This is a genomic window from Halorubrum sp. Eb13 (assembly GCF_002252895.1).
GTDB lineage: Archaea > Halobacteriota > Halobacteria > Halobacteriales > Haloferacaceae > Halorubrum.
This window is the reverse complement of record NZ_NHPE01000086.1, coordinates 56,536-81,242: the sequence shown is the minus strand read 5'-3', so window position 1 is coordinate 81,242 and position 24,707 is coordinate 56,536. Positions and strand designations below refer to the sequence as shown.

The 24,707-nt window shown below is 58.1% G+C and carries 25 protein-coding genes and 1 pseudogene; 14 read left to right on the top strand and 12 right to left on the bottom strand.

Annotated elements, in window-relative coordinates; all coding sequences use genetic code 11:
* Window positions 1–96: 96 nt before the first annotated feature.
* Window positions 97–1,527, bottom strand: a complete 1,431-nt coding sequence (gene sufB, locus DJ75_RS10165; protein WP_094524365.1) for a Fe-S cluster assembly protein SufB — start codon at window positions 1,525–1,527, stop codon at window positions 97–99.
* A 174-nt stretch (window positions 1,528–1,701) separates the two neighbouring features.
* On the bottom strand, window positions 1,702–1,998 hold the full coding sequence (locus DJ75_RS10160) for a hypothetical protein (RefSeq protein WP_094524364.1): 297 nt from the start codon (window positions 1,996–1,998) through the stop codon (window positions 1,702–1,704).
* A 390-nt stretch (window positions 1,999–2,388) separates the two neighbouring features.
* Here DJ75_RS10160 and DJ75_RS10155 point away from each other — a divergent pair, with 390 nt between their 5' ends.
* Window positions 2,389–3,189 carry a sulfite exporter TauE/SafE family protein gene (locus DJ75_RS10155; protein ID WP_094524363.1) on the top strand — a complete coding sequence of 267 codons (801 nt, stop codon included), beginning with the start codon at window positions 2,389–2,391 and terminating at the stop codon, window positions 3,187–3,189.
* Between the two features lie 105 nt (window positions 3,190–3,294).
* Here the strand turns inward: DJ75_RS10155 and DJ75_RS10150 are convergent, their stop codons facing one another.
* A complete protein-coding gene (locus DJ75_RS10150) occupies window positions 3,295–3,981 on the bottom strand; it encodes an SCO family protein (protein WP_094524362.1) in 687 nt (228 codons plus the stop codon).
* Between the two features lie 96 nt (window positions 3,982–4,077).
* Entirely contained in the window at window positions 4,078–4,581 is a 504-nt protein-coding gene (locus DJ75_RS10145; protein WP_094524361.1) for a helix-turn-helix domain-containing protein, read from the bottom strand.
* A 115-nt stretch (window positions 4,582–4,696) separates the two neighbouring features.
* On the opposite strand from DJ75_RS10145, the gene DJ75_RS10140 reads away from it, so the two are divergent.
* Window positions 4,697–5,056, top strand: a complete 360-nt coding sequence (locus DJ75_RS10140; RefSeq protein WP_212589833.1) for a hypothetical protein — start codon at window positions 4,697–4,699, stop codon at window positions 5,054–5,056.
* A gap of 188 nt (window positions 5,057–5,244) precedes the next feature.
* Window positions 5,245–5,874, top strand: coding sequence for a nitrous oxide reductase accessory protein NosL (locus tag DJ75_RS10135; protein WP_254921946.1), 630 nt, complete (start codon window positions 5,245–5,247; stop codon window positions 5,872–5,874).
* A 411-nt stretch (window positions 5,875–6,285) separates the two neighbouring features.
* Here DJ75_RS10135 and DJ75_RS10125 read toward each other — a convergent pair whose 3' ends face one another.
* On the bottom strand, window positions 6,286–7,560 hold the full coding sequence (locus DJ75_RS10125; RefSeq protein ID WP_094524510.1) for a Cdc6/Cdc18 family protein: 1,275 nt from the start codon (window positions 7,558–7,560) through the stop codon (window positions 6,286–6,288).
* Window positions 7,561–8,311: 751 nt separating this feature from the next.
* Between DJ75_RS10125 and DJ75_RS10120 the strand changes: the two genes are divergently transcribed.
* The 8 genes from DJ75_RS10120 to DJ75_RS10090 all read left to right on the top strand — a co-directional run bounded on the left by DJ75_RS10120 (window position 8,312) and on the right by DJ75_RS10090 (window position 15,751).
* Window positions 8,312–8,647 carry a hypothetical protein gene (locus tag DJ75_RS10120; RefSeq protein WP_094524359.1) on the top strand — a complete coding sequence of 112 codons (336 nt, stop codon included), beginning with the start codon at window positions 8,312–8,314 and terminating at the stop codon, window positions 8,645–8,647.
* A gap of 119 nt (window positions 8,648–8,766) precedes the next feature.
* Window positions 8,767–9,060 (top strand): hypothetical protein, encoded by a 294-nt coding sequence (locus tag DJ75_RS18225; RefSeq protein ID WP_141212009.1) that lies wholly within the window; start codon window positions 8,767–8,769, stop codon window positions 9,058–9,060.
* A 278-nt stretch (window positions 9,061–9,338) separates the two neighbouring features.
* Window positions 9,339–10,367 carry a Cdc6/Cdc18 family protein gene (locus tag DJ75_RS10115; RefSeq protein ID WP_094524358.1) on the top strand — a complete coding sequence of 343 codons (1,029 nt, stop codon included), beginning with the start codon at window positions 9,339–9,341 and terminating at the stop codon, window positions 10,365–10,367.
* Window positions 10,368–10,496: 129 nt separating this feature from the next.
* Window positions 10,497–11,084 carry a nucleotidyltransferase domain-containing protein gene (locus tag DJ75_RS10110; protein ID WP_094524509.1) on the top strand — a complete coding sequence of 196 codons (588 nt, stop codon included), beginning with the start codon at window positions 10,497–10,499 and terminating at the stop codon, window positions 11,082–11,084.
* Entirely contained in the window at window positions 11,077–11,571 is a 495-nt protein-coding gene (locus DJ75_RS10105; protein ID WP_254921548.1) for a hypothetical protein, read from the top strand. Before DJ75_RS10110 ends, DJ75_RS10105 begins: the two co-directional genes overlap by 8 nt.
* 435 nt (window positions 11,572–12,006) lie before the next feature.
* Window positions 12,007–12,708 carry an alpha/beta fold hydrolase gene (locus tag DJ75_RS10100; protein WP_176451436.1) on the top strand — a complete coding sequence of 234 codons (702 nt, stop codon included), beginning with the start codon at window positions 12,007–12,009 and terminating at the stop codon, window positions 12,706–12,708.
* Window positions 12,709–13,311: 603 nt separating this feature from the next.
* The gene (locus DJ75_RS10095; RefSeq protein ID WP_094524356.1) at window positions 13,312–14,613 is read left to right on the top strand and encodes a site-specific recombinase; all 1,302 of its coding nucleotides are present in this window, start codon (window positions 13,312–13,314) and stop codon (window positions 14,611–14,613) included.
* Between the two features lie 253 nt (window positions 14,614–14,866).
* Window positions 14,867–15,751, top strand: a complete 885-nt coding sequence (locus DJ75_RS10090; protein WP_094524355.1) for a ParA family protein — start codon at window positions 14,867–14,869, stop codon at window positions 15,749–15,751.
* A gap of 518 nt (window positions 15,752–16,269) precedes the next feature.
* Here the strand turns inward: DJ75_RS10090 and DJ75_RS10080 are convergent.
* A complete protein-coding gene (locus DJ75_RS10080; protein WP_094524353.1) occupies window positions 16,270–16,551 on the bottom strand; it encodes a helix-turn-helix transcriptional regulator in 282 nt (93 codons plus the stop codon).
* Between the two features lie 5 nt (window positions 16,552–16,556).
* On the opposite strand from DJ75_RS10080, the pseudogene DJ75_RS19095 reads away from it, so the two are divergent.
* The 3 genes and pseudogenes from DJ75_RS19095 to DJ75_RS18865 all read left to right on the top strand — a co-directional run.
* Window positions 16,557–16,907: pseudogene (locus DJ75_RS19095) on the top strand (BlaI/MecI/CopY family transcriptional regulator); the annotation flags it as partial.
* A gap of 48 nt (window positions 16,908–16,955) precedes the next feature.
* The gene (locus DJ75_RS10070; RefSeq protein ID WP_094524352.1) at window positions 16,956–17,576 is read left to right on the top strand and encodes a bifunctional 2-polyprenyl-6-hydroxyphenol methylase/3-demethylubiquinol 3-O-methyltransferase UbiG; all 621 of its coding nucleotides are present in this window, start codon (window positions 16,956–16,958) and stop codon (window positions 17,574–17,576) included.
* A 376-nt stretch (window positions 17,577–17,952) separates the two neighbouring features.
* A complete protein-coding gene (locus tag DJ75_RS18865; protein ID WP_094524351.1) occupies window positions 17,953–18,189 on the top strand; it encodes a hypothetical protein in 237 nt (78 codons plus the stop codon).
* A gap of 648 nt (window positions 18,190–18,837) precedes the next feature.
* Here the strand turns inward: DJ75_RS18865 and DJ75_RS10060 are convergent.
* From DJ75_RS10060 to DJ75_RS10035, 6 genes are all read right to left on the bottom strand, one after another.
* A complete protein-coding gene (locus DJ75_RS10060) occupies window positions 18,838–19,614 on the bottom strand; it encodes a sugar phosphate isomerase/epimerase (protein WP_094524350.1) in 777 nt (258 codons plus the stop codon).
* A gap of 19 nt (window positions 19,615–19,633) precedes the next feature.
* Window positions 19,634–20,305 (bottom strand): HAD family hydrolase, encoded by a 672-nt coding sequence (locus DJ75_RS10055; protein WP_094524349.1) that lies wholly within the window; start codon window positions 20,303–20,305, stop codon window positions 19,634–19,636.
* Window positions 20,302–21,453, bottom strand: coding sequence for an ABC transporter ATP-binding protein (locus tag DJ75_RS10050; protein ID WP_094524348.1), 1,152 nt, complete (start codon window positions 21,451–21,453; stop codon window positions 20,302–20,304). The genes DJ75_RS10055 and DJ75_RS10050 overlap by 4 nt, the downstream gene beginning before the upstream one ends.
* A complete protein-coding gene (locus DJ75_RS10045; protein ID WP_394338276.1) occupies window positions 21,450–22,208 on the bottom strand; it encodes a carbohydrate ABC transporter permease in 759 nt (252 codons plus the stop codon). Before DJ75_RS10045 ends, DJ75_RS10050 begins: the two co-directional genes overlap by 4 nt.
* Before the next feature lie 128 nt (window positions 22,209–22,336).
* Window positions 22,337–23,224: a carbohydrate ABC transporter permease gene (locus DJ75_RS10040; RefSeq protein ID WP_094524346.1), complete on the bottom strand. Its 888-nt coding sequence runs from the start codon at window positions 23,222–23,224 to the stop codon at window positions 22,337–22,339.
* A 1-nt stretch (window position 23,225) separates the two neighbouring features.
* Window positions 23,226–24,695: an ABC transporter substrate-binding protein gene (locus DJ75_RS10035; RefSeq protein WP_094524345.1), complete on the bottom strand. Its 1,470-nt coding sequence runs from the start codon at window positions 24,693–24,695 to the stop codon at window positions 23,226–23,228.
* Window positions 24,696–24,707: the final 12 nt, after the last annotated feature.

Below are 24,707 nucleotides of genomic sequence, written 5' to 3'. Positions count from 1 at the left end.
GCTGGACAGGCAACTACGTCACCACCGTCTAACCCGAACACGGTCACAAATTGTTGTGAGACGTGTGCTCCGCAGTGGGCGCACTCAGGCATCGGATTACCCCAGCGAGCCCTCCATTTCGAGTTCGACGAGCCGGTTGAGCTCGACGGCGTACTCGATCGGCAGCTCTTCCGTGATGGGCTCGATGAAGCCCGAGACGATCATCTGTTTCGCGTCGTCGTCGTCGAGACCGCGCGACTGCAGGTAGAAGATGTCCTCGTCGCCGATCTTCCCGACGGTCGCCTCGTGGGCGACGTCGACCTTCGACTCGTTGATCTCCATGTACGGCATCGTGTCTGACGTCGACTCGTTGTCGAACATCAGCGCGTCGCACTCGACGGCGGTAGAGGAGTTCTCGGCGCCGTCGGCGATGTGGACGAGGCCGCGGTAGTTCGTGCGGCCGCCATCTTTCGCGATCGACTTCGACTCGACGGTGGACTTCGTGTCCGGCGCGTTGTGGTACACCTTCGCGCCGGTGTCGATGTCCTGACCCTCGCCCGCGAAGGCGATGGTGATGTGGTTGTCGGAGGCGCCGCGGCCCTTCAGGATCGTCGAGGGGTACAGCATCGTCGCCTTCGACCCCATCGAGCCCGAAATCCACTCCATGCGCCCGCCCTTCTCGGCGATGGCGCGCTTCGTGTTCAGGTTGTACGTGTTCTTCGACCAGTTCTGGACGGTCGAGTACTGGACGTGGGCGTCCTCGTCGACGAACACTTCCACGCCGCCGCAGTGGAGATTGAACTTCGAGTACTTCGGCGCGGAACAGCCCTCGATGTAGTGGACTTCCGAGCTCTCTTCGGCGATGATGAGCGTGTGCTCGAACTGGCCCATCCCCTCGGAGTTCATCCGGAAGTACGCCTGCACCGGCATGTCGACGGTGGTGTTTTCGGGGACGTAGACGAACGAGCCGCCCGACCAGATGGCGCCGTGGAGCGCCGCGAACTTGTTGTCGCTCGGGGGGACGCACTTCGTCATGAAGTGCTCGCGGACGAGCTCTTCGTGCTCTTGGACGGCCTCGTCCATGTTACAGAAGATGACGCCCTTCTCCTCCCACCGCTCCTGCATGTTCTGGTAGACGACCTCCGACTCGTACTGGGCGCCGACGCCGGAGAGCGCGTTCTTCTCGGCCTCCGGGATGCCCAGCTTGTCGAAGGTGTCTTTGATTTCGTCCGGGAGCTCGGTCCAGTCGTCCACGCCGGCGCGGACGTCGACGTCCGGCCGGATGTACGGGATGATCTCGTCGACGTCGACCTCGCTCAGGTCCGGCTGGCCGGGCCAGTCGGTCGGCATCGGCATCTCCTGGAACTGTTCGAGTGCGCGCAGGCGGCGCTCCAACATCCACTCCGGCTCGTCCTTGTCCTCCGAGATGACGCGGACCGTCTCCTCGGTGAGGCCCTTTTCGCTTTTGAAGGCGGAGTTCTCCTCCTTCTTGAACTCGAAACGAGCCTCGGTGTCTGTCTCTTTGAGATCGTCTTGTTTTGAACTCATCAAAGTATTCTTTAGAGACTACGAATATAAGTGTGGTGCGCTGGAACACTCTTTAGTAACTTATATTGGTTTCTTTAACGAAAATGAATAACTTTGTGTGATTTAATTCGGTTTCTCTACTTAGTAGAATTTAATATGTAACGAGAGGGCTATTCCGTAGAAACAGGGTCATCGTCACTCGTTAGCGAGAATGACTTGACAGCACTCAACCGCTGCTTCGATGTGGCGGTCGGCGACCACATCGCCTGTTTCGTCAGCCGACTCAAGCAGTGTAGCAACTTGCCGAACCCGTTTCCGTCTGGTTTGCGTGTCAAGATCGTCACTGGTCGCATCGCGGGCGACGGCTTCAGCCTCTCCGAGCCATCGGTTCGTCGCTGGCGGGACTGGGCGATCTGCGGTCGCAGTCAGATGGGCCGCCAGTGCGTCGGCCGCAGCCCGCGGCTCGGTTGGGATGTCGATTTCGTCCGTCATCGTCTGTGCATTGGCGCCTACTGTGAAGAATTGTTCCGCCAAGAGCTACACTCCAGGTGCTTGCGAACGTCTCCAGCCGAGTGCGACCTCTTGTTAGCCTATCTTTCTACGAGGAGAGAATCCCGGCGTTTACAGTAGTTGCCGAACCTCTCAACACGCCGCATATTGAGGATACTGATCATCAAACTCGGCACATTCCATTTATATCTCTCTTTATTACTTATATAAATGAAGACCGTTGTTCACACCAGATCGATGGGCGATACAAGCTGATTCGGCAACTACTTTTACGGCGAGGAGGATGTCACAGTAGCACGTCCTCGGTATCTGTCCGGGCTTGTTCGAGAGACACACCAGACGACACAAATCCGTGCGCAACCGAGAACGACTATGATCGAGTCGCTCCTCCGGATTGACGTCGTCCTCTTCGTTCTCATCGGCGTGCTCGGCGGCGCACACTGTATCGGGATGTGTGGGCCGTTAGTGACGATGTACTCGAAGCAAATGAACCCGCAGCCAGACGGCGGGACGGTGACAGCCAACGACGGGCGTGCCGGTCATCTCACGACCTACGAGGTTCGCCAGCACTTCCTGTTCAACGTCGGACGAGCGACAACGTACGCAGTTCTCGGTGCCCTCTTCGGCGCGCTCGGGAGCGTCGTGTTCGTCACCGCTGATCAGCTGACACCGATCGCCGATCTCCTGCGAGGTGCTGTCGGTCTCGCGGTAGGGGGGTTCATTGTGGCGACGGGCGTTCGGTACGTCATCGGTGGAAGCGGAGGCGATATTCGTATCCCGGGCGTCCAGCGCGTCACGTCGTGGCTCGCAACGAGGGTTCACCGACACGTGAACAGCCCGAGTATTGTCGGGCTCGGCGCCGTCCACGCGTTTCTTCCCTGCCCGATGCTGTATCCCGCGTATCTGTTCGCCTTCGCGAGCGGCTCCCCGACCACCGGGGGAATCGCTCTCGGTGCCCTCGGCATTGGGACGATTCCGGCCGTCTTCCTCTATGGGACGATTATCCAGTCGATCGACGTTGCCCACCGGCGACGCGTTCATCGGCTACTCGGTGTGGTGTTCGTCGTGCTGGGGTACGTGCTGCTCGCGCACGGGCTAATGGCGCTCGGTGTTCACCTCCCACATCCGATGTTCCCGCATTACCAGCCCCTCGGGGGCGCGATGGGGCACTGACCGAGTACTGGCCACATTTCGCTGGCTCGATACAGGCGACGGGCTCCCTTCGTCGGCTACGATGCGGAAAACGACGGTAGCTGGCCTCCCGGAACTCACGAGCTGTCACGCGGTGGCCACTCGTTCGAGGTCGTCGACGAGCCGTTCGATGTCGGTTCGCGGCCCCCGTGAGTACGCCCGCTCGATGATCCCTTGTTTATTGGCGAGGATGATGAGCCCGTAGTGCGGGAAGCGATACGCTAAATTCTCGATGTCATCCGCCGGTTGCTTCTCGATCTTCAGACCGAAGTGCTCGTCGTGTATCTCTTGGGCCCGCTCGTAGGTCTCTGGGCGGAGGAAGTGCCAGTTACCCGCGTCGAGGTCAACCCCCTGCTGCCCGGCGTACTCGCGGAGGGCCTCGGGGGTATCACGCTCGGGATCGAACGTGGTGGGGAGAAACGCGACTTGGTCGCCGTACCCCGCCTCAGCGGCGGCCTCCTGTCCGCGACGAAGCCGGAGAATGAGTGCGGGACACACCCCATCCGGACAGTTGGTGTAAAATGATGTCCACAGCACCGCGCGCTCGCCCTCGAACTGGGCCGTCGATATCTCCTCGCCGTGGATCGGGTCGGGGACGGTGAACTCGGGCATGTTGTCACCGTAGCTCGGGAATGACGCCTCGCTGAGGTCTTGCTCCGGCGGTCCGAGAACGGTTCCTTCGGCGCCACTACTGCCAAGGACACCAAGACAACCGGCAGTGCCGGCGGTGACTCCCGCGACGCCGGCCGTTTTACAGAAACTCCGTCGGTCCATACGTTCGCGTATCGGTCCCGCGGTCTTGAGGTATCTGGTGTGACCTTCGAACGCGCCACTTGCGCCCGATTCAGGCGGGTCCAGCTAGTCGGCTTCTTATTCGAAGAGGCTGTCGACGGTCCGAATGAACCGGTCGACGAGCCGGTCTGGCAGCGAGGGCGACACCACCTCAAGCAACTCAGCCGTGCGGTCCGGGCAGGTCAGCGTGATCGTCATCGGGCGGTCGTCGGACTTCGTGACGATCCCAGCGTCGCTGAGGGTCGAGACGTGCCACGAGACCGTGCTCCGCGCGAGGTCCAACTCTGTGGTTAGTGTTTCCGGGCGAAGAGGACCGTCCGCATGGAGCCGCAGTACGATCTCGCGGGCGGTCTCGCGTCGAAGGAACGCGAGCGCGCATCGTTCCCACGGGTCGAAGGTGGGATCGAAGTAGTGAGCTCGACCAGCGATCCGCTCGACGATCAACTCCTCGTCGTTCACCAGTCGTCGGAGGTGATACTGCGCCTGTCCGGTGGCGATGTCCAGATCGCGTTCCACCTGGTTGAAGTGGACGCCGGGCGTCTCGCGGACGTGTCGTCGCACCCGATCTCTGGTCGTCGCCATCGTGAGTATTCGCCCGTGATCGGCTGAGAGATAAAACCTGTCGGGGCGTTCTCCTCGCACGGGAACGTTTCGCCCCGTGTCTTCTTATCACGTCGAACGCATACTGACCAGTGTCGTGATCGTATCGCTCATCTCCCGGACCGGCTTCTCGGCGCTCGTGCCACTCACCGTCCAAGGGTCGCCCGTGCTGCTGGCCGTCATCGCGTGCGCCGGGATCGGAACCGGTGCGCTGTTTCTCGTAAGTCTCGTCGCGTATCGACGCCGCCAGACCGGCCAGTACCGGCTGATCAGCGCCGCAGTTGGGGTGCTAGTCCTGCGGTCGCTGGTCGGCGCCGGGACTGTTCTGGGAGGTGTCCCGATGCCGGTTCACCACTTTATCGGACACAGCCTCGACTTCCTGATCGCTGCGATGATCCTATACGCTGTGTACGCCCACGCCCTAGGTTCGCTTGGTGAAGGCCTCACAAGCGACTAGCTCGGCTGAGTCCTCCGCAACCCGGCCCCAGTACATACTAATCGGTCTCAGATATCGTCCACTCTAGACTGTTCTGTGCGCTAGTTGATCTGGAGTAGACGCCTTCTGTGAGTGGTTTCTCTCCCAAGACAAACCGCGTTCGACAGCTGTACCAGAACCGTATTGATCCTATACGAAGAAATATGTCCATGGAATCTGAATCTGAATCGCATTTGGTATCGCGTCGACAAGCTATTCACACAGTCGGCTTGGGAGTCGTAATTGGAACGGCTGGCTGCGTTGGGGGATCCTCTGGCTCAAGTCCTGAACCGGTGGATTTGTCGGGTCAAAAGACGGACTATCAAGGTGGAATGGTGATCGGAGACCATGGGGGTCCTAATGGGCAAGTGTTCTACGCTGATACAGAACCAGAGCCCAGACAGGGGCCCGTACAAGGCACCGAAGGTACTGAGAAGCTTGCTTGGTTTCACACGCTCGCACACGGCCTCTTCCCGTACCATTTTAGTCTGGCAGCAGACGGTGCGGAGGCGACTGCGGTCTACGTCACGGACTATTCCCGTGTCGATTGGGAAATCCCTGAGGACACCGAGCGAAAGAAGATGCCAGCACCGACCGCACCCGATACATTCGCCGATGCGACGGGCCTCACATACGTCATCGAATCGGATGTAATGGGTGGAATGGGGCCAGATCTCATGCCGTTCTCGGAACCCAGCGAAGCTGAATCGTTCGCTGATAATTACGGCGGACGGACGATCGGGTACGACGACATCGATCGGTCACTCGTTGATGGAATCCAGATGACGGGGATGAACTAATTGACCCTTCTGATAGTGGAGATAGTGAGAATCACACAGGTTCTAGTCAAAGAATCTGACACGGTCGATCAGGAGCTAGAAGCGTTTTAGCCGGCAAAATCGTAACTATCATCCACGCGATGGCAACCTCAGAAAACGAATCGAAAGACACGATAACCGTGTATCAAGAGCGGTTGGATGCACTCGACGCGACACTCGCATCGAAAATGGACCGTTGGAGCTGCCGATTTTGGAATGATAACCGCGTCGGTAGTCGGCGTATATCACTGAACTCGTGCTGGAGGATCGGCAGTAGTGCCAGATTTCGGGCTTGTGAGTCATATCTCTATGAGGAGGACCTCGAACTATTTCGCACTGCATCTGAAACAGCCGGTTGATAAGGAGTACGAACTGGCTGTGCGGACCGGACTACTAATCCCGCAACCGTCTCTTCACGACCTCCCCAAGTTCTTTCGTAGGAATCTCTTGGAGTCGTTCGTCTTCGCTCAATGTATCTAGAACAGCCCCAACGGGCTCGGTGAACTTGAAAACCAAGTGGACACCCGATTTGAATCCACCACTGACCCGTTCGCTTTCCAGGACACCGTAGGTCCCGGCCTTATTGATGTGGCTGTTGACTGTTTCTTGTGTGTATATCTCCATGTCGCTTCCCTCACAGAGAATTTTGTAGATGTCGTACACCACGGGGCTCGGAGCCGCTCCCTCATTCTCTTTCGCGACAAGGGCGGCAGCGTACAGAGACAGCTTCTTTTGTACAGACATCCCACCAACGATCTCAAGGACCCGACTTTTCACCACAGAGTCGTTTGCCGATCTGACGTGGTCCTGCGTCACCACCGGGTCGCCCGCCCGGTTCGCGATCTCTCCAGCATCCCGGAGCAGATCGATCGCGCGACGCGCGTCACCTTCGTTTTGAGCACCGTACGCAGCCACGATCTCGATCACTCCGCCTTCGAGGGCGTCGTCTTTAAACGCATCTCGACGTCGTTCGAGAATTTCGATGAGCTCGTTGGCATCGTAATCCGAAAAATGAATCCCGTTCGGGTTGTAGGAGCTGTCAGTCCGGCTGTCGAGGTTCTCGCGGAACTTCGGGTAGTTAGTGACAACCACCGTTGACAGCTGCGTATCAACATGCTGTTCCGACATAACTCGGCTTAAACTATACAGCAGTCGGGAGTACGCCGGTTCGTCTGCGCCCGTACTGCCGGTCAGCGCGTCGATCTCGTCCAAGATGAACACGAGTGAGTCAAAATGATCGTCGACGATCTCGTAGAGCCGGGTGTATTTCATATCGGTCGAGACACCCGACCGAGGGACATCCCAAACCACGCCCGCTTTCCGTGCCGTCTGGTGGCCTAGCTTCCACACAGCGCGGTCGAGCGTGTGGGACTCCATCGTTTTGAAATTGGCTGCCACAAAGTCGAACTCAATACCGCTCTCCTGAGCTCGTTCTTTGACTTTGTTCGCGACGGCTTTCACCGTCAAGGTCTTGCCTGTTCCACTGGGACCGTACAAAAGCAGATCCGGCGGTCGCTCACCATCGAGAGTGTCCCGAAACGCCCGAGCTTCGGCAGCGAGTTGCTCGTCCCGGCCGTAGATCCGATCCTGATCGACAATCGTACTCGAGTCAACGAGGTCCTTGTTTTCAAAAACAGTCTGTACGTCTCCATCGAGGATACTATCCACGACAGATGATCCGGACTCTTGTGACCCACCAGAATCGGTATCTGGCTGCCCCGAGTCGGGTTCGTCGCCTTGCATAACGGGCATTGTGATCTAACCGCTAATAACCTTTGTCGAAATGAAGGGGGCGTTGTCGAAATGAAGGGGGCGTTGTCGATATGAACACCCCTCCGTCGAAATGAATTTCCTGCCTCTTTCATATCATCACACACCAACTTCGAAGTGAAGACCCCGCCATCGATATGAAATCTCAGACAGCAAGACAGACACCCCTTCTTCGAAATGAAATCCCACCTCAGAGTCCTGTCCGCAGTAGATATTCTTCGAAGTGAGCACCCCTCCGCCGATATGAAGCCATCTAGCCCGGAAATCGGCCCCATCCACACACCCCGTCATCGAAATGAAATACAGAAACACTGTGTCCGAGCCCGTCCACGAGATTTCATCGTGAGGAATGGCAGCAGGTTCTTCGAGATGAAATGCTCGAGCAAAACACTAATACTGCCGTATTAGACCGTACAAATTAGATTTAGAGCAACTTTCGCTGTGGAAGAACCAATTTCATATCGAAGACGGTGTGTGAGAGTCATCTTACTACTACATCAATCTCCGATTTCATATCGAATATGGGGTGTGAGAGCTACCGATATTATCTCCCGTTGTCCGCTCACAGTGGATACTTCGTTTGTTTCACATTATATATTCTCTTCACAAACTCTTCTTCACAGAATTAATTCACTGTATGACCTAACTAATGTCTCTCAACAGTATCGTCGAGATGGTTGTTACACACGAACCAGTAACTCCAGACGTCTTCCTTCTCTCGACGATCTGTGTCATCTGCGAGAATCTTGATAATATCGGCCACTCCAACGACATCCTCTACGGACTTCCTCGTGTACGTTCGAACGGCTACGTCGACGACGAGATGAAAGAAAGCCGTCTCCAAGAGCTCAAAGACCAGTTGGTTGGAGCCAACGAAGACACAACCGAGCTCCAAGCTGAGATCGAAGAGTTAGAGCAGCGTATCACCGAGCTCACTAGCTTTGGCTCCAGGACATCATTCCATACTCGCTCAACTGGTGGGTAGCCGGTACCCACATCTGTATCCGTTGGGAGACGACAGACCGGCCACGAGAATTGACTAGATACTGTATCCGGACCTTTCTTGAGGCTGGTTTTTATCAGTGTGATGGACGAGGCCATGGTATGAGTGACTCGGCGTCTCCAAGCGCCTCTATCTCGCTATCTGAGCCGGCCGATATTCCTACAGTTCTGGACCGGACAGGTATCGATTATGTCGGTGTTCATGACCAGCGACTACTGGCTATCTATCGCACCGGCATCTTTAATGTGATATCTGAGTCGGGGCCGGTATCGAATGCACACACACTCCAGATCGACTGCTGGGAAGCACCACTTCCGTCTCGCGATGATGAGAGGTCACCACAGAAGCTTCTCGAGGACTTGGCCGCCGTATTTGACGCAGGCAACCAGAGCTAAAGTTGTCTGTCTGTATCTGCGACCTAGCGATCTCGATGAGCACGTCAGACAGGGCTCTCCATGAGGTCCAGCCGGCTCGAACTACTGTGACCAGTATAGAGCGAGCTCCACACCGTTGACTTGGTTCCTGGACGTTTCCGGAAACAGTGTGGTTCCACAATCAGAATCGAGAGACGGCGGAGCAATCGAGGTGAAGATACCACTGCGATCAGAGCGTTTCCGGAATCTCCCCGGTCACACTTATATCACTCACGCTGAGAATAACTACCCACCGACCGATGATCCGTGATGCTCGCGTCCTCCGCGCCGGGTTCGTCCCTCGAGAAGTCGAGCATCGCGACGCCGAAGTCAACCACCTCTCGAGCGTTCTCGAACCGATCGCGAACGGCGAGCCGGCTGACACGGCCATCGTCACCGGCCCGAGCGGTGTGGGTAAAACCTGTGTCTCGAAGTTCGTTACCGAACGGCTCCGCGAGGAAGTGCTCGACGTCGAGGCCACCTACGTCAACTGCTGGCGAAACTACAGCCGCTTCCGAACGCTGTACCAGATCCTCGACGACATCGGCGCGACGATAGACATCCATCGCCAGTCGACACCCCACGACAAGCTTATTGAGCGACTCCAACAGTACGACGGTCCTCGAACCGTCGTCATCCTCGACGAGGTCGACCAACTCGAAGACCCGAGCCTCATCTACGACCTCCACAGTATGGAGCAGTTCGCGGTAATCTGTATCGCGAACAAAGAAGAAGAGCTGTTCAGCCGCGTCGACGATCGCCTTGTGAGCCGGCTGCGCTCCAGCGAACACGTCCGGATGGACAAGTACCACAACGAGCAACTCTACGACATTCTGAGTGCTCGAACGAAGTGGGGCCTAGAAAACGGCGTCATCACCGACGAGCAGCTTTATCAGATCGCTGATGCCGCTGCTGGTGATGCCCGTCTCGCGATCGGGGTGCTTCGCAGCGCAGCCAGCACGGCTGACCGCGAAAATCACGAGGAGGTCACTAACGACATCCTCCTAGACGCTGCTGAAGATGCTCGGGCCCAAATCAAACAGAAGAGTCTCGACTCGCTCACGCCACACCAGCGGGTCGTCTACGATATTGTTCGCGACCACGGCCCGCTCGGACCCAGCGATATCCACGACCGCTATACTGAGGCGGTCGACGATCCACGGACGAAGCGCACCGTCCGGACCTACCTTTCGAAGATGGCCCAGTACAATCTGCTTGAGGCAGAAGGGACGAGTCGGGACCGGGAGTACTCGCTCGTCGACTCAGCGGCTGCGTCGCCGGTTTCGTAATTTGGCCAGTTCACCACCAGAGTTTTCATACTGTTTCCTAATAGGAATCATATGCCTAATAGGAAAGAGTCGATCTCAATAGAGCTACGCTATCCGTTTCCGGAGGATCGGGTATTCCGATACCAAGCAATGCAAGACGTTCTCAACGTTCTCATAGATCAGCCGTATGCGACGTACTCGATAAGCGAACTCGCAAGCCTCACAGGGGCAAATAAGGGAACGATCTCAAAGGCGGTGACATTGCTTTCCGAGCTCGATGTCATCGAGCTCGCACCAGACGGGCGGACTCAGCAGGTCCAGATCAACCGTGAACGGCTCACAAAACCAGATCCAATTCTCTCGATCCCACAGAGCAAGTTCCACCAACCAGTTCAGGCATTTCTACAACGACTTCAGGACGAGTTGGATGGATTAGTCGGGGTCGTCCTGTTCGGAAGCGTCGCTCGGGGAAAGGCAGATAGGGCCAGCGACATCGACCTATTGGTGATCGTCGACGAAGACCAAACGGCAGCTCGCCGGACTGTCCAGACGGTTGTTAGCGATCTCGAAGACCAACGGTTCGAAGGGAATCGGTACACGTTCCAGCCGCTTGTCGAATCGACGGACAGCGTCCAACGAATCGGCGATCAACTTCGCCCTCAGTTCGACGACGGGATCACGTTGGTCGGCTCCGACCAACTCTCCGAACTCCGAACCGAGGTGTATGCCGATGAATGACGATATCCGAGACCAATTGGGAGAAGCCGAGCGGACCTTCGAGGGCAGTCCCGGAACGATCGAGGAGGGATTGGATGTCGACGACGCGGAGTTGGTCCAACTTCGCCGTGCCTGTCGGCTGCTGGAGGTGGGATCAAATCTCCTCGACCAAGGGTACTACACGGTCGTGATCGAGTCGGCGTTCGTCGCCATCGAGCGCACTATTCAGTTCCGGTTGATTCACGATGGGGCAATGTCCGCGGCGGAGGTCATCAGTAGCCACCGCCGACTCTACCAACGCGGTGCCGAGATAGGCCTCTACGACGACGCGTTCGGAGAGGAACTTGCCGAGCTGTGGAACCGAAACCGAACGAAGACCTATTACAGACTCGGTATCGCAACGAAGGAACAGGCTGAGGCAATGTACCGGCTTGCCGACGATATCCATCGCCACCTCATCGATATGACACGGTGTCACACGAGTGTATCTGTCGAGGCTGACCGGTAAGATGCGTTTCCTGGGTCGCGGGCAACAATCAGGACGAATGTCTTCGAGACCAAGAACCGTGTCGGCCGCAGCTTCGACGAACTGTTCCAGTTGGAGCTGCCGTGGTTTCTGTTGTGCCTGATGAAAATATTCTAAATAATCATATTCTAGAATATCATATCGACAGAGGTCATCGACGGGCTCAGCACAATGAGGATAGCTAAATCAACCAACAATCTGCCGGGACATACCGGAATGTTGGTTAATTCGATAATCAAAGGCTTCGGCCATCCCGGAAAGCGTCTTGGAAACAGTCTCCTACTCCTCACGATCCGGTGATAGAGTTCAAATTGACGTCTGGTACAGTTCTTTTTGGAAGTCCGGAAGCGCCGCGCCGTCGCTTATTGAGAGGGTGACTAGTTATCGGGTATGGGAAATCACCGATCATCGAACCAAATGGCGGCCGACAAGCCGACACGGGGGGCTGACCGCAATCGGACCTTGGCCGATCAAGCCGACCCAGCCGCAGACGAGATGCTGCTGCCGTCACTCGACGACATCCTCGGAGACGAGACCGACAAACCGGCACTCGTCGTCGGCCAGTCGCTGGGTGGGTACCTCGCCGTCGAGTACGCTGCCAGGCGACCGGCCTGGGTCGCCGGGTTGGTGCTGTCGGGGGCCAGTGCGGACTACCGAGGCGTACTCGGCGTGACGACGTGGGTCGCCGGACTCCTCAACCGGATCCGGGCGGCGATCGGCCCGCTCGACCGTCGCTTCCGTGACGGCGTCAAAGCCGACCTCGAAGACGGGCCCCTCCCGCCAGATATCGTTGCGACCGTCATCAATGGTGGAATCTCGCTGGCTGGCTACGGGCAGGGAGCGATGGCGCTGGCTGGCCTTGACTTCCTGACGAAGCTCCGAAGCTTCGACGACCCAGTACTCCTTCTCAATGGGGCAGAGGATCGCCTCAATCCCGACGCCGCCGAAACACTCGAACCGAAGCTCCCGGCGGCTGAGATCAGCGTGGTTCCGGACGCGGGACACACCTGTAGTATCGAGCGTCCCGACAAGTACACCGCGATCATCCGAGAGTTCGCTACCGAACGCGTCTGGGCAGGTGACGACGATGTGACCGACGAATCTGGGTCCAAAGCATAACACTCACTGCGGCGATGCTGTTGCTGATGATTGACTACACGACAGAGAGGGACGTTTTTGAGCGGGTTCCGTTCAGCATCTCACAGTGGCACCAACTCGTGAGACCCGATGTTCCGTCTTTCGCCGGATTGCTCGAAAATCGCAGGTTGAGTGGCCGGTGTACGATTCAACGCCGCTGTATGATCGAAATTCGCTAGCAGGACTAGAGTCGGACGTTCGTACTGTTTCGGAAGTGTGGTTCGGCCTCGTCGCCCATACCTCTATTGAACAGTTCGTCTGTAGGTTTCCATTGGCATACTTCCGGAACTTTCCCACCGCGGAAAATTCATATAGCGATATACAATTTACTAATGAAGCTATGCCGCTAAGAATGGCTCTCGTACCCGATACCACCGGATTAGCTCTCACAAAACCACATAGCGCCCGAAATCACTTACCCTGTCTTAGTTGAGTAAGACAGAGTAAGTTCTTAGTGACCCTCACCCGTGGCCCCAAACGAGGCAGATTCAGAATCATGGCCGACGCTTCCACTGACGGACGCTCCAGCCCGACCGCTGCTGGAGCGGCGTTCCGACGACACAACCCTCACACTCCGGAAGTCCAATGACGGGTCGCCGCTCCGTCGAGACTGCGATCGACGACACATTCACGAAATACCTCATGGACAAGGGGAAGGGTGACGCCGGCGAGCAGGGCGCGTACCGTGCCGACGCCGAGCGCGAGCTGCATCGATTCCGGCGCTGGTGTCTTGGTGAGACGGCTGACCCGGTAAACGCCTCCCCGCCCGAGTCGTGGGCTGGCGTTGTCGACAGCGACACCATCCGGTTCGCGGATCTCGACACCACAGTGTTCTCAGACTACGCGCGCTACCTCTCGACCGCCGGCTACGCCGCCGGGACCGTGCTTACTTACTACGCCCACGTCGCGTCTTGGTGCGGATGGGCACACGCACAGGGCTACATCCCGCGGCACTACGCCCGCGAGTCCGATGCCGAAGACCCGCTCCCCGAGAACGACGGACGCCGCCCAGGTGACCAGCAGGCGTGGGAGTCGGTCCATCGCGACCTGATTACGCAGTTCGTCGATCGTCGCGTCTCCGAGGCATTCGACGCGCTCGGCGCGATCGAGGTGCCCCACGCCGACCGGGGCGACCCGGAGAGCGAGGCGTGGCAGGCCAAACAGCGGGCTCGGTTCGAGGCATACCAGCGCTGTCGCGAGCAGGCGCTCGTGTACGTCGTCGCCTACACCGGCCTCCGCGGCGCGGAGTTTCTCTCCGCGCCGAAAGAGGATCACGAGGGCCGCAACGGGGTTCGCTGGCGTGACGTTTCGTTTGCGGACAGCAGCGTCACGGTGTTCCGGAAGAGTCGCGAGTGGAAGGCGGCCTCACTCCCTCAGCCCGTCATCACGCCGTTGAAGCGATACTCCGAGGTATTGGACGTACCCAAGTCGTGGCCGGTGTTCACGACGCTGCACCGGCCGTCGCTCGCCTCACACGTCATCGAGGGGCTCGCCGACGCCGGCCTCGACGACGACGCGATCGAGCGCGTCCGCAGTGGGACGCCCGACCTGATCGCCGCCGCCGAGTACGATCTCAACGAACCGAAGCCCCTCACGACGGATGGGGCACGGTCCATCATGAAACGACTCTGGACGCATGATGAGCTCGCTGAGCGCTGTGCGGATCTCGATCTTTCCTTCGATGGCGATTATCTCGAACTGCATGGTGGTCGACGGGGGGTCGGGGAAGTGCTTGTTCGACAGTTCGGATACGCCGCTGCTGCGCGATATCTCGACAACAGTGAGGAACAGGTCCGCGAGGCGTACCAGCACATCGAGGCCGCTGAACGCGCCGACATGGCGACCGACGCGTTCTCACAGACGGATCAGCGGGTAAACGATCGATAGCGGTATGCAGTGAGACTAAGACCAGAAATAAGTCAAGAACTGCTGTTCGTGGCCTTGATATTGTTCTGAGCCGTCTCACAAAGATATCTAAGACATAGAACTGAGAAAACAATCTAAGATAACTAAGATTAGTAAGTTAGGCACATGTCTAAGATATGTGTCTTAGATTTCTTAGTTGTCTAAGTAAGCTATCTTAGATAGTTGGATGAGTGTCTGACGTACATTCATTAGCTAAGAGCCGAATCATGGCTATATGCTCGCGTATACGGTATACAGTGAAGCGGGTGGGGTCGGTAAAACTTCACTCGCAGCGAATGCGGCAGTTGCTCACCAACGAGCGGGCCTCGACGTACTTGTGGTCCCTCTTGACCCACAAGATGGCGATTTAAGCCGCCTTCTTGGGGTTGACACCAATCGAGCAGACGCCAGTGCGGATAGCTTAGTCCGTCACATGGTTGGAAGCCCACGCGGTCCATTTGAGGATCTCATCGAAACAGCGGAAGGAATTGACATCATTCCAGAACATAACTCGCTGTCTGATCTCACCCAGCACCTCGATAGAGAACAAGAAAAGGCCGAAGACTTTGGTGACGCATACAACGTCCACGCACAGTTGCGACGGGTTCTCGGCGAAGCGGGCGTACCCGACAAATACGATATACTCATCTGCGATCCACCGGCAACCGAGGGATCGCATCTCTATAACGCGATTTACGCAACGCGGAATCTGCTGCTTCCGATTGAGCCATCGGCAAAGGGGAAAGCTGCCGTCGAAGGACTCGAAGAGCTCGCGACGAACTTTGCGGACCAGCTCAACATCGATGTCGGCGTGTTAGGTGCGGTGCCGATCGGATTCAAGGGCACACGCGATCAGGAAGAGATGCTCGAAACAATCCCGTATGAGGTCCCCGAAGTCATCGGAGACCGAACGTCGTTGATGGAGGGTTGTTGGCGTCAGCAGTGTTCCGCGTTCAACTACGTTCAGACTCACCGTAATCGTCGGCGTGACTACGAGGTAGAGACGCTTGCGCAGTTTGACCGTATTGGCCGATTCATCGAAGGCGAAGGCGGAATTGAGGCACCGAATCCACCTGAGCCAGGAGCCCTTGATGAGGACGAACAAGAGGTGACCGCGTGATGGGGGGATTTAAAAGCGGAGCTGCTGACGACGACTGGGGGAGCACAGAGACAACCAACGAGGCTGACGCTACCTCAGAAGCTGATCCTACCGACAGAACGACAGAATCAACAGAAAGTGATACATCAGATACTGCGATACAAACTACGAGAGACAGTAAGCCTCGATCGTCTCGACAAGAGCTCCCCTGGGTACTTACCCGAAGCAGTATTACCGACGGCCGTGAGCAGACTGTCCAACTTCATCTCCAGCAATCGACGGTCAACACCCAGCGTGAGACGACACGAACGCTAGAGTCAGAGCTCGGAGAGTCAGTCAAAAAGGCCGATCTGCGTGAAGCTGCGCTACTTGTCGGACTTCAACACACAGATGAAATCGTTGCGACGCTCCGGGAATGGGGGTACGACTTGGAGTGAACTACCCTGCTACCCGCCGCCTTCGGCGCCTCTTTGAGAAAGAGTAAGCTCGACTCAATTCTGGAAAAGTAGCAGGCACAGGTTGTTCTCGATAGCGACGTTTCAGCCGTCGTAGTCGATATACTCGGCTTCCCATTCAGCTCGTGCCTCGATCTCTCTGGTGCCTCGACGAGTAGTCGTGTACTCGTTGGTTCGTCGATCGCGCTGACTCTTTTCCACGAGCCCTTTCTCAACAAGCGTGTCGAGATTCGGATAGAGACCGCCGTAGTGGATCTCTTTTTCGTAGTAGTCCTCGAGCTCGTCTTTGATCGCAAGCCCATGTGGATCATCCAGACCAGCGATTACGTACAATAAGTCCCGCTGAAAGCCCGTAAGATCATACATGTCCTAATCACGAGGAAATCACCAACGACATCCTCCTCGATGCAGCCGAAGACGCTCGGGCACAAATTAAGCAGAAAAGCCTCGATTCACTTACCCCATACCAGCGCGTCGTCTACAATATCGTTTGCGACCACGGCCCGCTCGGACCAAGCGAGATCCACGACCGCTATACTGAGGCGGTCGACGACCCGCCGACGAAGCACACCGTTCGGACCTACCTTTCGAAGATGGCCGACTACAACCTCCTCGAAACAGAAGGCACGAGTCGTGACCGCGAGTACTCACTCGTCGATTCGGTAGCTGCGTCGCCGATCTCACAAATCGATAGTGAGGGTCGGAATACGCCCGTTCTGTAGTCAGGCGTTGTCCGACGGCGTTTTACACCGTTGCCCGTGTTGATACACGTGGATCTTCATTCCGTCCGAAACACGTGGACAGACCGGGCGGGCGAATACTCACCAGCGTACTACGCACATTACGGTCCGAATGAGACGAGCACGGTAATTCGCGATATTCTCAGCGGACACCTCCCTCGTGACGCAACGGTTCTCGAACTCGGGTGTGGGTCTGGCCGTCATCTCAAACACCTCGCCAACGGCGGCTTCGAAAACCTCTCTGGCGTCGACATCAACGCCGAGGCATTCGACACGATGCGGAAGACCTACCCCACACTCGCCGCCGACGGAACGTTTCACTGCGGGCCGATAGAAGACATCATCGGAGACTTCGACGACGGACAGTTCGATGCGGTGTATTCGGTCGAAACGCTCCAACACCTCCATCCCGATGTTGAGTGGGCCTTCGAGGACGTAGCTCGAGTGACGAATAACATCTTGGTCACAGCGGAGGTCGAGGCTCCAATACGTGATTCATCGTCGTCTGACCCAGATGTGAACTACGTCGACGAGGGCACTCCCCTGTACTACCGAGACTGGAATCACATCTTCACCTCGTTAGATCTCGTGGAGGTCGACGTCGTCCACGGCAATCGAGACACTACTCGGACCTTCCGCGTGTCGAACTGACTGCTGATTTCCGTAGAAGAGAGTATGTACCGTGATGATGGCCGAACTTAACCAACAACTTGCCGGACTATCCCAAATTGTTGGTTAACTAGAAGACGGGGTGACGGCGACCGCGGAAACCGTCTTGGAATCAGCCGACCAGTGACGAAAATCCGGTGGCAGAGTTCGGGTTGGCGTTTGTTGGATTATTTCGCTCTGTTGAAATCCTGAAGAACTGATAAGATCGGCGTGAGAGATACAGAGGATGTAGTCAGCACGGGGACTGCGTTATTTTCTCAAAATGAATCCTGAACCAACCGATAGAACTTGCCTGCGAACTGATCAGTCGTTTACGATTTCAAAAAAGTTATCACAAACACCACTCGAACTGGTTTTGATGCCCTCCAAAACAGATGAACTACTTGAATCGATTCGCTATCTACTCTTCATAATTGTATTTTTGCTCGGGCTTGGAGTTGCGGCACTCGGTGATATCGCTGTTGCGGTACGTGGTTACACGACAGGGATATCGACTGCTGCTCGCTCAATTGGGGGCGTAGTCGTACTTACAGGACTTGTGCTTCTCTTTAATACGGTACTTCGACCGAACGGGAACCCAGACTCAGCGAACTAAGTTTATCAAGTAATTTGTGATTTCCCTGTACTGACCGAATCGAACTATGCTGATTTCGTCACTGCGACGTGCCACATTCGCGCCCTGTATGCAGCACGCCTCCAAGAACATATCACCAATTGAGGATTTCAACAGAGCCCTTAGATTCTGAAAACACGGAAGCGCCACGCCGCGGCATATCTAGATTGATGACGTCGAGTCGAGGACCGAAAAGCACCCAACCTCGGACCGATTGGCAGTGGATCAGCCGCCACGGGGGCTGCTCGCAATCGGTTCCTCGCTGGCCACGCTGATCCACCCATAGAGGAGATACTGCGACCATCACTCGACAACGGCATCACGCTGCTCGACATGGACGGGATCGCGTCGTCCCGATTCCGCAGTCGTTCGTGTTCGACCACCTCCTTCATCACGGCGGGGCTCCCTTCTGGGTCGACACGAACGGACACGCGACGGCGACACCCGCACAGATCGCAGCCGGTCGACGATTGCTCAACCGACCCACGTCACCTGAGTACGTCCGGTATCGTGTGTGGGATACCCGTCCTGTGTGGCCGGCGACTGTCGAGTTACGCACCTCGCGGCGAGGGACTCCGACTCACAACGAATTGCAGCGGTTGACGGTCCCCGGCTCCGCGACGCCGGGGATCAGAGGTATCGGTCCAACTGCGAGCGCGACTCACCGAGGTAGTCGAGTGACTGTGTCCCGACTTCGAGCGAGAGTGTCCCCTGCCAGTCAGACGGGAACGCGTCGAAGATGGGTTCGAAGTCGAGGTTTCCGGCGCCGAACGGGAGATGTTCGTCTGCTGGACGGCGCGTGTCATTCAAATGGACGTGCGAGATTCGGTCTGCATGATCAGCGACGAACGCGGCCGTCTCCGTCGCGTCGTATCCGGTCACCCGGGCGTGACCGGTGTCGAGCGTCATCGACGCGTTCGTGGCAGCGAGCAGTTCGTCTATGTGTTCGATGGTATACGGGCTACCGAAGATGTTCTCAGCACAAATTTCGACGTCCCGCGAGGCGCCGTACGCGGTCAGTTCGGCGACCGATCCGTCGATGTACTCTCGGAGTTCCTCCTGGTCCCACGCGACTGTCCACGCGGAGGACTCCGGATGAAGGACGGCCTTTTCCGCCCCTAGTTCGGCCGCGATATCTATACAGGTCTGTTGCGTCTCGATAGCTCCGGTACGGACTGGCTCGTACGGTGACCCGATGTCAGTCGGGAACGGGAGGTGAACGAGCAGGTCAAGTCCGTGATCGTCGAGTATCTGTCTGATAGCCGTCGCCTGTGGCGTGAGACGCTCGTGGTTATGCTTTCCGTCCATGAGCACTTCGACGTAGTCGAACTCGCGCTCGCCGGCGAATCGCAACTGCGTTTCGAGATCCGATGCTACTGACGTGACGAAACCAATTCGTGGATCCATAAGTGAGGTATGGGTGTGATTAGCGTGGCTGGAGGTCGGGGATGGCTGCGAGGGTTTCGAGCTGGTAGGTCGGTTGGATGTCGAGACGGTAGTCGCGCCGGTGCGGACGGTTTATAAACGCCGAGTCGACGCCGGCGGCGCGTGCCGCCGCGATATCGACGCGGCTGTCACCGACATAAAGCGCCGAGTCGACATCCAGCGCGTCGAGCGCGGTCTCAAGATACGACGGGTCCGGTTTTCGACGCTCGAGCCCTCGAAGCGTCGGTTTTCGTCCGTAGTACGCCTCGAACATCGTCTCGAGGCCGTACTCCGCGACGATGTACTCCACCGTCGCGTGCTGGTTGTTGCTCACGATCGCTGTCGGTACCGCGAGATCGGCAAGCGTCCCGACATCGTCGTAGAGCGGTTTCTCACCGTCTCGGATCGCCTCCAACTGCAGAGCAGTGCGTTCCGCCTCGTGACGACGCCAGAACTCGTCCGCATCGAGTTCGTACCGGTCGGTGAGCGTTCGCACCGTCTCCACTGAGAGCTCATCGACGAGCGAGCGGAGATCGCTCGGAGCGGGGTCGATATCGAACCCCGCGAACGCCCTCCGAGACGCTTCCGTCAGGACCGACTCGTCTGTCGGGTAGGTGAGCACACCGTCGTTGTCGAAGACGACGGCGTCGTACTGCGTTTCGACGCCATTCATGTTCTGCTCCGTGGCGCGTCGCGGGCGGTCTGGTCGGTCGCCTCTGAGGCGACGTCGTCGGCGGAGTGGTAGAACGCGGCTCCGGTCTCGACATCGAACAGGTGCAGCCGCTGGGGATCGGCGGTCAGCGACAGCACGTCACCCACATTGACCGCCGACCGTGGCGGGAGGCTCACTTCCATTTCGGTGGCACCGACAACGCCCCGCGTAAGCAGCGAGTCGCCCAGCGGTTCGGTGACGGTGACCTCCATATTCAGCGGCCCGCGCTTCTCTTGTGAGAGGTCTTCAGGGCGAACCCCAAGGACGACGCTCTCGCCTGCGCGCGACGTGACGGCTTCGGGAACCGGACGCGGGAGCGGAACGGTGTTTTGCTCCCACGTCACGTGGACGGCGTCGCCGCGTCGCTTGATCGTGCCCTCGACCGTGTTCATCCCCGGGCTACCGATGAACTCGGCCACGAACCGGGTCGCGGGCGCGTCGTACAACAGCTGCGGTGGCGCGACTTGCTGTATCTCGCCGTCGTTCATGACCGCGACCCGGTCGCCGAGCGTCATCGCTTCGACCTGGTCATGTGTGACGTACAACGTTGTCGTCTGAAGCTGGGCGTGTAACTCGGCGAGCTCGGCGCGCATCTGCACGCGGAGCTTCGCGTCGAGGTTACTGAGCGGCTCGTCCATCAGGAACACCTCCGGGTCGCGAACCAGCGCGCGGCCGATGGCGACGCGCTGCTGCTCGCCCCCGGAGAGCGCAGAGGGCGTCCGGTCGAGGAGGTCCTCGATATCGAGTATCTCGGCCGCCTCTGCGACCCTGTCGTTGACCTCGTCGTCGGTGAACTGAGTGGCAGTCGTGAGGCCGAACGTCATGTTCTCCCTCGCGGTCATGTGCGGGTACAGCGCGTAGCTTTGGAACACCATCGCGACGTCGCGCTCTCCCGGTGACGTCGTTGTCACGTCCTCGTCGGCGATTGCGACGGCGCCCTCCGTGGGAGATTCGAGCCCGGCGAGTAACCGCAGGGTTGTCGACTTCCCACAGCCCGACGGGCCGACCAAAACGAGGAACTCGCCCTCGCGAACGTTGAGGTCGACGCCGTCGACCGCGGTGAGGTCGTCGAAGCGTTTCACCAAGTCTGTCGTCGTGATTCCGGTCATTCTGAGAGTCCGAAGGTTTCCAGCAGCGGGCCGCGGAAGACGATGAGCGCCAGCAGCGGCGGCAGCAACGTCAACACGGCGCCCGCCATGATGAGCCCCCAGTCGGTCTGGCCAGCGTTCCCGACTGACTGAAGGTATTTCATGCCGACCTGTACGACCTGTTTGTTTTGGTCGGAAATGACGATCAGCGGCCACAGGTACTGGTTCCACGCGTAGATGAACGTGATCACGCTGAGTCCGCTTATCATGCCCCGCGACATCGGGATCAACACGTCCCAGAGGAAGCGCAGGGGACCGACCCCGTCGACCTTGGCCGACTCGACCAGTGAGTCGGGGATCGACATGAAATGCTGCCGGAGGAGGAACACGGCTGTCGCGCTCGCGACGTACGGTCCGGTGAGAGCTAACAGCGTGTTCGTCCATCCCAGTGCGGCCATCATCTCGTACAGCGGGACGATGCGCACCGGAACCGGGAACATCAGCGTAAATAGAATCAGAAAGAAGATTGCGTTCTTGAATCGGAAGTCGTAGAAGACGAGCGCGACCGCGGCGAGGAGACTCACTGCGATTTTCGCGACGGTGACCACGATCGACATCACCAGCGAATTGAACATGTACGAGGCCATGCCGTAGGTCGTGAACACCTCGACGTAGTTGGCGAGTCCGTCGCTTCCGATCCCGACGTTGGTAATATCGTACACCTCCGGAACGGTCTGTGTGCTCATGACGAACGCCAACAGGAGCGGCGAGGCCATCAGTAGGATCGACCCGATGAGTCCGAGGTGGACGCGCCACTGCGCCGGGACCAACCGGGTGTCGGAGATTATTGACAGCGGTTCGTCCTCTCGGGTGCCGACTGCGGTGTCTTCGGTGTCTAGTGACATCAGTAGTGTGCGTAGCGGTCGGACACGCGCAGTTGGACGAACGTGAGCCCGGCGACGAGCACGAACAGGATCACGGACTGCGCGGAGGCGAGTCCGAGGTTGTTAAATTGGAACGCGTCACGGTACAGCTGATAGATCATCAGGTTGGTGGCATTCGTCGGTCCGCCCTGCGTCATCAGGTCGATGAGCGCGAAGCTCCCGAAGAACGCGTAGATCGTGTTGATCACGACGAGGAACACTAATGTGGGAGACATGAGCGGAATGTACACGCGGACGAGCCGTCGCCACGTCTCGATCCCGTCGAGTTCGCACGCTTCGTTGAGCGATTCGGGCACGTTGTTCAGGGCGGCGAGCATGAAGATCACGTTGTACCCGATCTGTTTCCAGATCGCCGCGATGGCCACGACAGCGAACCCTTGCCAGCCGACGGTGAACCAGTCGACCTCGACGCCGAACCACGCCTCGATGTAGTGCGTGTAAATGCCGACGCTCGGATGAGCGAGGAACAACAGGACTGTCCCGGCGACCGCCGTCGGCAGCGCGTACGGCCAAATCGCCGCGATCAGGTATGCCGCTTTGCCGTCGCTGACCTCGTACAACAGGAACGCGACAGCGAGTCCGACGGCGAGCGATCCGACGACGACTATCGCTGCGAACGCGATTGTCAACCCGACGCTCGTGAGGTACACTTGGGAACTCAGGAGTTCGGTGAAGTTCGCCAGGCCGACGAACCGTGTGTTCTGCCCGAACAGGAAGGTCTGGAAGAAGCTGAACCTGAGCGTCTGTAACGACGGGTAATACAGGAACGCGACGATCGCGACGAGCGTCGGTAGCAGGAGGAGGTACGCCCCTAACGTGCTGTCGAAGGTGTTCTCGTGAACGCCCATGTCAGTTCCCTTTGCTCTGGATGTAGCTTTCTAGGGCGTCGTCGGCCTCCGATTTCATGCTAGCGAGCTTTTCATCGACGGTCACGTCGGAGTTAATCATACTGACGTATCCGTCTTGGATGATAGTTCGAACCTCCGATGCCGGCCCGGCCTGCCACCCCTGCGTCGCTACTGTCTGTTCCGTTTCCTGAAGCTGGTCGAACGCGGTCTGGAAGTTGGGGTTCTCATCGAACCAGCCGTCCTCATCGAGGTATTCGACCGCACTGTCACTGATCGGGAAATACCCAGTGTTCTGGTGCCAGAAAGCCTGCTGTTCCGCTTCAGCCAACCACAGCAGGAAGTCGGTGAGCCCCTGCTTCTTCTCGTCGGACAGGCCGCGGGTCATCCAAAGGGACGCGCCGCCGATGACGACGCCGGTCCGTGTTTCACCGGCCGTCGGGTAGTACCCCGTTCCGAGTTCGAAGTCGTTCTCTTCGGCTCCCGCGGTCGCCGAGGCGACGCCGGCCGTCGACGATATCCACATGGCCGTCTGTCCGTTGAGGAACGCCTGCTGTGCGGCGCCCCAGTTGCCGACGCCGGCGTGGTTGTACAGGCCGTCTGCGTGCATGTCGGCCCACCACGTGAAGATCCGGTCGGCCGTGTCGGTGTCCAAGTTGGCCTCCGTGGGGTCTGTCGTGCGGCCGTTGTCCTTGTTCACGAGCGGGACGTTCGCCTCTGCGAACCACTGTTCGGGGAACCACGAGACGTTAGCGAAGGTAATCCCTTGCTCCGCGATCCCCTGATCGACGATCGTCTCGCTCGCCTCCCTGACCTCCGCTAACGTCTCGGGCGGCGACTCCGGGTCGAGCCCGGCCGCTTCGAACATATCCTTGTTGTAGTAGAAGATCGGGTTCGACGAGTTGAACGGCATCGAGTACACCGTGTCGTCGAACGAGTAGTAATCGATAACCGGATCTTGGAAGTCTGACCAGTCGATCCGGTCGCTCGGAAGCGCCTCCTCCATCGGTTCGAACGCCCCGCTGTCGATCGCGAGTCGGCTTCCGAGGTCCACGATCTGTGCCAGCTCCGGCGCTTCGCCCGCCCCGATCGCGGACGTAACTGCGTTGAGCGTCTCGTCGTAACTCCCCTTGTAGCTGGTTTCAACGGTCACGCCGTCGGACTGTTCGTTGAAGTCGGCCGCGAGCGCGTCAACCGTTTCACCGAGGTTTCCCCCCATCGCGTGCCACCAGTTGATCGTCGTCTCCCCGCTGCCTCCCGAGTCTGCGCTGTTGGTCGAACTCGACGAGTCGCTCGACCCTCCAGCGTCTTCGGAGCCGTCGGATGTCGCCCCGAGGCACCCAGCCGACACGAAGCCGACCGCGGCTGCTCCGGTCGTTCGTAGAAATCGACGCCGCCTCTCGCTTGCATTGTTGGCGTTGGCCACACGAGCAACTCCGTGATAGCAATAATAAGCTCTTATAATAGATGACATGAACGGTAGGAA

What these genes read in the sequence shown, in the direction of transcription:
- DJ75_RS10115 (WP_094524358.1), top strand. Translation starts at nt 9,339, where the DNA reads ATGATCCGTGATGCTCGCGTCCTCCGCGCCGGGTTCGTCCCTCGAGAA.
- DJ75_RS18225 (WP_141212009.1), top strand. Translation starts at nt 8,767, where the DNA reads ATGAGTGACTCGGCGTCTCCAAGCGCCTCTATCTCGCTATCTGAGCCG.
- DJ75_RS10160 (WP_094524364.1), bottom strand. Translation starts at nt 1,998, where the DNA reads ATGACGGACGAAATCGACATCCCAACCGAGCCGCGGGCTGCGGCCGAC.
- DJ75_RS10090 (WP_094524355.1), top strand. Translation starts at nt 14,867, where the DNA reads ATGCTCGCGTATACGGTATACAGTGAAGCGGGTGGGGTCGGTAAAACT.
- DJ75_RS10095 (WP_094524356.1), top strand. Translation starts at nt 13,312, where the DNA reads ATGACGGGTCGCCGCTCCGTCGAGACTGCGATCGACGACACATTCACG.
- DJ75_RS10080 (WP_094524353.1), bottom strand. Translation starts at nt 16,551, where the DNA reads ATGTATGATCTTACGGGCTTTCAGCGGGACTTATTGTACGTAATCGCT.
- DJ75_RS10045 (WP_394338276.1), bottom strand. Translation starts at nt 22,208, where the DNA reads ATGGCCTCGCCGCTCCTGTTGGCGTTCGTCATGAGCACACAGACCGTT.
- DJ75_RS10055 (WP_094524349.1), bottom strand. Translation starts at nt 20,305, where the DNA reads ATGAATGGCGTCGAAACGCAGTACGACGCCGTCGTCTTCGACAACGAC.
- sufB (WP_094524365.1), bottom strand. Translation starts at nt 1,527, where the DNA reads ATGAGTTCAAAACAAGACGATCTCAAAGAGACAGACACCGAGGCTCGT.
- DJ75_RS10120 (WP_094524359.1), top strand. Translation starts at nt 8,312, where the DNA reads ATGTCTCTCAACAGTATCGTCGAGATGGTTGTTACACACGAACCAGTA.
- DJ75_RS10105 (WP_254921548.1), top strand. Translation starts at nt 11,077, where the DNA reads ATGAATGACGATATCCGAGACCAATTGGGAGAAGCCGAGCGGACCTTC.
- DJ75_RS18865 (WP_094524351.1), top strand. Translation starts at nt 17,953, where the DNA reads ATGCCCTCCAAAACAGATGAACTACTTGAATCGATTCGCTATCTACTC.
- DJ75_RS10060 (WP_094524350.1), bottom strand. Translation starts at nt 19,614, where the DNA reads ATGGATCCACGAATTGGTTTCGTCACGTCAGTAGCATCGGATCTCGAA.
- DJ75_RS10040 (WP_094524346.1), bottom strand. Translation starts at nt 23,224, where the DNA reads ATGGGCGTTCACGAGAACACCTTCGACAGCACGTTAGGGGCGTACCTC.
- DJ75_RS10110 (WP_094524509.1), top strand. Translation starts at nt 10,497, where the DNA reads ATGCAAGACGTTCTCAACGTTCTCATAGATCAGCCGTATGCGACGTAC.
- DJ75_RS10035 (WP_094524345.1), bottom strand. Translation starts at nt 24,695, where the DNA reads ATGTCATCTATTATAAGAGCTTATTATTGCTATCACGGAGTTGCTCGT.
- DJ75_RS10145 (WP_094524361.1), bottom strand. Translation starts at nt 4,581, where the DNA reads ATGGCGACGACCAGAGATCGGGTGCGACGACACGTCCGCGAGACGCCC.
- DJ75_RS10150 (WP_094524362.1), bottom strand. Translation starts at nt 3,981, where the DNA reads ATGGACCGACGGAGTTTCTGTAAAACGGCCGGCGTCGCGGGAGTCACC.
- DJ75_RS10155 (WP_094524363.1), top strand. Translation starts at nt 2,389, where the DNA reads ATGATCGAGTCGCTCCTCCGGATTGACGTCGTCCTCTTCGTTCTCATC.
- DJ75_RS10135 (WP_254921946.1), top strand. Translation starts at nt 5,245, where the DNA reads ATGGAATCTGAATCTGAATCGCATTTGGTATCGCGTCGACAAGCTATT.
- DJ75_RS10100 (WP_176451436.1), top strand. Translation starts at nt 12,007, where the DNA reads ATGGCGGCCGACAAGCCGACACGGGGGGCTGACCGCAATCGGACCTTG.
- DJ75_RS10050 (WP_094524348.1), bottom strand. Translation starts at nt 21,453, where the DNA reads ATGACCGGAATCACGACGACAGACTTGGTGAAACGCTTCGACGACCTC.